We start from the raw sequence: 7,086 nt of genomic DNA, 5'->3' as shown, positions 1-7,086 counted from the left end.
GCCCAGGACTCGCCACCTTGGTTGACTCGAAGGATGTCTTCGAGCATGAGTTCGATAGTGACCTCGTTGAGCACTTCGGCCATACGCAGTTCAGCCAGACCGTAGACGGCAGTCAACGTCTGGCTGATGCCGCCGCCCACCGGGCAACTGAAGTCCGGGGGTGAGGCATGAAGGCCAAAGGGTCCTGACAGGCCCAAAGCGGTATGCAGGTCCAGGAGTGTGATCTCCGAAGCGGGCCGCGCCAACGCCCAGCCCGACCCGGGACCACGTCCGGTGCGCAAGATTCCGGCGTCTCGAACGCCGCCAAGAACCTTGCGGACCGAGACCGGATTACTTCCCAGGCTCTTGGCGAGCTTTTCGGACGTGAGGAACTCCTTGCCCTCACGGCGCCAATACTCGAGCCAACACAGCGCGTGTGAGGCGAGCGTCAACCGGGCATTCGACATGCGGGACCTCCCTTGGGAACAGGGTACGCGCATCTGGGGACCCCCGCACGATCGGGTGGTTGTTGAGTCATGCATCCTCATTGGCCGGCGGGGCCACGCTGTGTCGAACTCAACCGCAGTAGTCTGCCGAGCGCCGCCTGGTGACGGCCACAAAGTTGGATCTCTCTGTCGATGACGATGGTGCGAATCTCTTCCCGGGCGCCCCACAGGCGGCGTTCGAGGATGTTCTTCCGCAGCAACGCGAGGATCGATCTCCATCGACGGTTGTTGGTGGCGCCGACGCCCAGCGTTTACACGCCGGCGGCGACCTGGGAAGTTGCCGCACGGCGAACGAGTAGCCGTGTTACGCGCGGCAAATACGGATGGCGGGGAGCCAGCCCCCGCCATCCTGATCAGGCAAACGGTCGTGGGCGATTGAGTTTCACCGCATCAGCCTTCTCGGCGATCAGGCGGAGTGCCACGCCTCCTGTGGCGCCAACCGTGGGCTGCACCGCTGCCGCTAGGCGTTGGTGATCAGCTTGCATCGGTTGAGCATCTCCTGGCCGTGACGTTCCAGGAGCGCTCGCGCCGCTGACCGGACGGTGGGGTGGATAAACATCGTCCGGGCATCGACGTCGAACTCTGTCAAGGAACTGAATCGCATCGTCGCCTTGGCCACGTCCAACGAGGTGCCGCCGACGCTGAAGAAGTTGTCGTCCCGCCCGATCCGGTGCCCGAGGAGACTCAGCCAGCAGGCCGACAGGACGACCTCGATGGCGTCGCGTTCGACGGATCCGTCGTCTTGGGACGCCGCGGCCGCGACGGCCTCAGCTGCGGTCTCCTGCAGGGACAGCAGATCGACCTTCCCGTTGGGGGTGAGCGGGAACTGCGGGACTACGATGACCCTTGCCGGTACCGCTGCGCGTGGAAGCAGGTTCGACACGTGGGTCTTCACCGCGATCTCGCTCATCGCGACGTCGTCGCTCCTCGCGAAGGCGACCAGGGGTGAGTCCGAGGTGCCGCCTGCTTGCACCACCACCGCGTCGTGGATCTCGGGCAGGGTCTTGAGTGCTTCGACGACTTCGCCCAGTTCGATGCGTATGCCGTTGACCTTGATCTGGAAGTCCTTGCGACCGGTGATCTCGATGAGTCCGTCCGGCCTCCAACGGCCCATGTCTCCGGTGACGTATCGGCGGGTACCGGGGGTGGCGGCGTGCAGGAACTTCTCTGCGGTCTCGCCGGGGAGGTTCAGGTATCCCTCGGCCAGTCCGACCTCACTTTCGACGACCATCTCGCCTTCGACCCAGTCGGGCACTTCACGGCCGAGGTGGTCCAGCAGCAGATAACGCTGATTGCGCATGGGCAGCCCGTAGGGAACTGAGGGGCTCGACGCCGGGAAGTCGACGGGCACGGGGTAGTAGACCGACCACACGCAGGTCTCGGCCGGGCCCCCCGACGCGATGAGGCGCGAGTTGGGCGCCAGCCCCGCCAGGCGGTGGGGCAGGTTCCCCGGGATCCGATCGCCGGCCAGGATCACCGTACGCAGGCTGGTGAGGGTCTCTCCTTGGGATTCGGCGGCATCGAGCAGCAAGCTCAGCAGCGCCGGGGTGGAGTTCCACACCGTGACCCGTTCACGTTGGACGTCGTTGAGCCACCTCAGCGGGTAAACGATGGGCGGTGCGACGACCACTGTCCCGCCGAGGGCCGGCATGCCGAGCGCCTCGAACATGCCCAGGTCGAAATGGAAGGGGGAGACGGCGTAGGCGACGTCGGTGTGGTCGATCGCTCCGATCTCACTCATGTGGGCGAACGCGTTCGCCACCCCCACTTGGCCCACCACCACGCCCTTCGGTTTCCCGCTCGTGCCAGAGGTGTACACCACGTAGCACGCCTCAGGGGGTGTGGCCGGGACCCGGAGTGCCTCGTGCGCCTGTGCCCGGGTCACGGTGAGTACGGGGGCTTGCGTGAGCGAGGCGAGGGCTGATGCCAGCGGCTCGTCGGCGATGACGAGAGCGGGGCAAGCCGAGTCGAACGCACGCTGCAGCCGGGTCAAGGGTTGGTCCGGGTCCAGGGCGACGAACGTGCGGCCGGCATAGTTCGCCGCCTGCGCGGCGACGAACTGCGCTGCCTGCTTCGCCAGCACGATGGCCACCGGGCCGTCTTCGTGGGCGGAATCGGTGACCGCCCCGGCGACGTTTCTCGCGGCTTGAGCCAGTTCGGCGTAGGTCAGGCGGTTGCCGTTTTCGCTCACCAACGCCGTTGCGGCGGGTCGTGACTCGACGTGACTCCAGAACGACTCGCCCAAGGTGTTCGCCGGAACGGGACCGTCTGTGCTGTTCGCGCGCGCCCGCGCGGCTGCCTGGTGGGTCGGGAGCTGGGCTATGCAGTCGGCGCTGTCCCAGACGTCGTCTCCCGACAGATCACGAAAGACTCGACCGAACTCCGTGAACATGTCCTCGATCAGGCCGCGCGGGAACGCGCTGCGCCGGAAGTCCCAGCTCCACGCTAAGGCGCCTTCGACCTCGGCCACCTGTACGTCGACGCTCACCTGCGGCGTCCTGGTGCTGGTGTAGGTGGAGACGCCCAGGTCGGTGTGGTAGCGGCGAGGTGGCTGACCGAGCAGGCTGGTGAGCACGAACGGGAAGCTGACCTGTGTGGCGCCCGAGGTACGAGCCATCTCGCGAGCGACATGGATGCCGCTGAACGCCGAGTGGGGCAGGTCGCTCCATAGCTGCCTTTGCACTGTCTGGGCCCGGGCCGCGAACGAGTCGCCGGACCCGTCCACCTCGAGGAGGATCGTGCTGGTGAAGTCTCCCACCACCCCCGCGTACGCCTCGGAAGCACGTGATGCCACAAAGGTGGGCACCGTGATGGTGAACTTCTCACCGGCCCCCCAACGTCGCAGCACCTCACCGAGCGCTGCTGCCACGAGTGCTGTGCCGGCCACCCGTCGCTTGCCGGCGGTCTTCTGGATGGCAGCCCATCCGCGAGCGTCCACCGAGTCTTCCAAGCGCGTGAACTCCGTCCCCTCGCCCGGTCCTCGAGGCAGTTGCGGGGCGGGAGCCAGGCTCGGCAGCCGGTTGACCCAGTATTGTTCTGACCGTCGCCACGAGGCCGACTCGCGGGTGGCACGTTCCTGGGCGATGACCCAGTCCTGGAACGACGCTTCCGGCACCGCCGGCAGGTCTTGGCCGAGAAGAAGAGCCGCGAATTCCGGGACCAGGACCTGGTAGTAACTCCACGCGTCGGCGACCAACAGGTCCAGGCTGAAGTGGATGTAGGCGTTCTGATCCGGCATCAACGACACCTGCACGTCCCACAGGGGGAAGGTGTTGGGGTCGAACAGATGATGCGACAGGTGGTCTCGAAGCTGGGCCAGTTGGTCGTCGGCCTGATCGGGTGGGAGTTGGGACCAGTCGTTGAAGGTGAAGGTCCACGCGGATTCCGGAGGGAGCGTCCTCTGCGACGAGCGGTCGCCGGTGATCACCGTTCGGAGCGACGGGTGCCGCTCCACGATCGTGCTCCACGCATCGCGAACCTTGGCCTCGTCGCCCGGCTGGTAGGGGCGTCGCCACTCCCAGTAGCCCTGGCAACCGACTTCGCCGAAGTCCATGCCTGTGCCGCGCCCGACCAGATAGGCCTCCTGCGTCGCGGTGAGAGGGAACGAGTCGTGGTTGGTCGTGGTCATGCCGATACGCCTCTCGTTGCGGTGGCCTCTGAGTACGTGGTCCAGAGCTCTTCCATCAGCGTCGCCGTTTCGATACGGGTCGTTTCGATGGTGTCCCGCAGCTGGTAGGTCTCTGTCTGCCGCAGAGCAGCGAGGACGGCTGCGACCATGTCCGCGACGAGAACTGCCTGGGCGTCTGAGGCGCCGAGCTGAGCAAGGCTGTTGAGCCCCAGTCGGATTCCGCTGGGCCGACTGGGCGGTCGGGGGTCGTGGGGGATGGCGTTGCGGTTGACCAGGATCCCGGCTTCCTCGAGCGACCGCTCGGACTCCAGGCCGTACGGCCCGGCCGCCGACGTGTCGACCAACACCATGTGCGTGTCGGTTCCGCGCGTGACGATGCGATGGCCATGGCTCGCCAGCCGGTCGGCGACGATGCGCGCCAGATCGACGATGCGAGCGGCGATCGCGCGGAACTCGGGGCTGGTCACGTAACCGAGCGCCCACGCCTTTGCCGCGACCGCTGCGCCGTTGGGCGTGCCCTGAAGGCCCGGAAAGACCGCCTGATCGACTCGCCGGTGCAGGGCCTGAGGGTCTGGCACATTCGTCCCGCCTAGGATCAGCCCTCCGCGCGGCCCGGCGAGCTGCTTGTAAGTGCTGGTGGTGACGAGGTCGGCGTGCGGGACGGGGGAGGGGTGCTGCCCGGCCACCACGAGTCCACTGATGTGAGAGATGTCGGCGATGAGGGCAGCTCCGACTTCCCGGGCGATGTCCGAGAATGCTGCGAAGTCGATCTGCCGTGGGTACGAGCTCGCGCCGCAGATGATGAGAGCCGGCTTCACCTCGCGAGCTTGTGCACGGATCTGGTCATAGTTCAGGAATCCCTCGCCGTCGACGTCGTAGTGGACGTACTCGAACCAGCGTGACGTCTGTGATGCTCGCGAGCCGTGCGAGAGATGGCCGCCGGCCTTCAGATCCATGGACAACACCCGTGAACCAGGGCTGGCCAGCGCGGCCGTGGCGGCCTGGTTCGCCGTGGAACCCGAGTGTGCCTGCACGTTTGCGAACGATGCCCCGAAAGCCGAGCAGGCTCGGGCCTGGGCCAGCTCCTCGACTCGGTCGAAGACCTCACATCCGGGGTGAAAGCGTGCGCCCGGGTAGCCCTCCGTAGTCAGGTCTCCGAACTCGGAACCGGCCAGCGCTCGCATCTCGGGGTGTCCTATGGACGTCGAGGCCACCAACGGCACCGCCGAGCGCGCACGACGCACCTCAGCGTCGAGCAACCCTGCGAGCGGTTCGTCGCGGGCCAGATCAGTTTGGCGAACGCCTATCGGGCTCAGAACGTTGGGCATCTGCACCACCTCCGCGGCCATTCCTAGACCAGCCGGAGTAAAGGGGCGGTGGGTCTGGCTTTGGAGGCCGCGGGATCCCTAACCGATACGTAACTGGCCTGGCTGATGGTGTCGGCGTGTACGCAACTTCGCGGGCGAGAAGCCTGCCGACAAAGGAGACAACGTGAGTTCGCCCAACGACGACACGACGGTGGATGCGCAGAAGTCGGAGTGGGGGAGTGAGAGCGCGACGAACCCGAAGCGATGGACGATCCTGTGGGTGCTCGCCACGGCTCAGTTCATCATCTTCCTCGATGCGACCATCGTGAACGTGGCTCTTCCGTCGATCCGTGACGACCTCGAGATGTCCAACTCGATGCTCACCTGGGTCGTCAACGGATACCTACTGGCCGCGGGAGGTCTCCTCCTGATGGGCGGTCGACTCGGGGATGTCATCGGACGACGCAAGGTGTTCGTCGCAGGTGCCCTCATGTTCGGAGTGGCCTCCGTCGTCGCGGCAACGTCGACCTCCGCCGAAGTCCTGCTGGGCGCGAGAGTGCTTCAGGGTGTCGCCGAGGCCCTCGCGGCGCCCGCGGCCCTGGGCATCATCGCCCTGACATTCTCCGACCTCAAGGAACTCCAGAAGGCATTCGGTATCTGGGGTGGACTGTCCGGCCTAGGGTCTGTCGCCGGCGTGCTCCTGGGCGGGGCCCTTGTCGACCTCATCAGCTGGCGGTGGATCTTCTGGATCAACGTGCCCCTGGCGATCATCCCGGCCGTATTGATCGTGGGGCTGGTGGCCGAATCCAAGATGCAGGGCAAGATCTCCGACGGGCCCCTGAGCGCCCTGCTGGTCACCGGAGGCACCGTGTCACTGGTGCATGGCATCCTCCAGATCGCCGAGCACGGTCTGATGTCGGGTACCACCCTGATGCCGCTGCTCATCGGGCTGGCACTCCTGGCGGCCTTCGTCATCCTGCAGGGCCGGTCCTCGACGCCGCTGCTGCCACTGAGCTTCCTCCAGGACGGCGTCCGGGCGGCCGGCTACCTGGGTCTGGGCCTGCTCAACGCAGCAACCGCAGGCATGTTCTTCCTGCTGGTCCTGTACATGCAGTCGCTGCTGGGCTACTCGCCTTTGCAGAACGGACTTGCGTGGGTGCCCTACTGCCTCGTGTTCATGGTCGGCATCCAGCAGGCCATCAAGCGGATGCCGACGGTCGGCGCCCGCGGCGTCATGGTGACGGGTCTGAGCGTGGCTGCTGCCGGGATGGCGCTGTTGGCCTCGCGACCCTTCGGCGACGGATTCTGGGAAGGTCTCCTGCCGGGCATGATCCTCGTCGGTCTCGGCGGCGGCGTGACCTTCCCAGCCGCACAGACCGCTGCGCTGACGAACCTCACCATGCAAGACGCTGGACTGGGATCGGGCATCGTCACCACGCTCGGGCAGCTGGGCCAGGCGATCGGCCTGGCCTCCCTGACGGCGATTGCCTTGGGTGTCGGCACGAAGGGATCCTTCGACCAAAGCACCATCGGAAGTTCCATGTGGGTGTCCACGGGCATCCTCGTCGTCGCGGCAGCAAGCGTGTCACTGGTTCTCCGGGGAAGTCGTGCAGATGCAGGCAAGGTTCCTGCATGAGATACCCGGCGGGCGGGCGGGGACCACGGT

4 protein-coding genes are annotated in these 7,086 nt (G+C 66.2%); 1 reads left to right on the top strand and 3 read right to left on the bottom strand.

The features are described 5' to 3' along the window. The 3 genes from ACFVJS_RS25045 to glyA all read right to left on the bottom strand — a co-directional run. The coding region (locus ACFVJS_RS25045) for an Rrf2 family transcriptional regulator (protein ID WP_378886086.1) at window positions 1–446 on the bottom strand (446 nt) is incomplete at its 3' end. A gap of 499 nt (window positions 447–945) precedes the next feature. After that, window positions 946–4,113, bottom strand: a complete 3,168-nt coding sequence (locus ACFVJS_RS25040) for an amino acid adenylation domain-containing protein (protein WP_378886085.1) — start codon at window positions 4,111–4,113, stop codon at window positions 946–948. Continuing rightward, window positions 4,110–5,441 carry a serine hydroxymethyltransferase gene (gene glyA / locus ACFVJS_RS25035; RefSeq protein WP_378886083.1) on the bottom strand — a complete coding sequence of 444 codons (1,332 nt, stop codon included), beginning with the start codon at window positions 5,439–5,441 and terminating at the stop codon, window positions 4,110–4,112. The genes ACFVJS_RS25040 and glyA overlap by 4 nt, the downstream gene beginning before the upstream one ends. 163 nt (window positions 5,442–5,604) lie before the next feature. On the opposite strand from glyA, the gene ACFVJS_RS25030 reads away from it, so the two are divergent. Continuing rightward, window positions 5,605–7,056 carry an MFS transporter gene (locus ACFVJS_RS25030; protein WP_378886081.1) on the top strand — a complete coding sequence of 484 codons (1,452 nt, stop codon included), beginning with the start codon at window positions 5,605–5,607 and terminating at the stop codon, window positions 7,054–7,056. The last annotated feature ends 30 nt before the right edge of the window (window positions 7,057–7,086 follow it).

The sequence above is a fragment of the Nocardioides sp. NPDC057772 genome (assembly GCF_042798075.1).
Lineage (GTDB): Bacteria > Actinomycetota > Actinomycetes > Propionibacteriales > Nocardioidaceae > Nocardioides.
Note: the sequence above shows the minus strand (reverse complement) of the source record. Positions and strands in the feature narration are given on the sequence as shown.

Excerpts from the sequence above, each read along its gene's own strand:
- ACFVJS_RS25040 (WP_378886085.1), bottom strand. The coding sequence starts at position 4,113 with ATGACCACGACCAACCACGACTCGTTCCCTCTCACCGCGACGCAGGAG.
- glyA (WP_378886083.1), bottom strand. The coding sequence starts at position 5,441 with ATGCCCAACGTTCTGAGCCCGATAGGCGTTCGCCAAACTGATCTGGCC.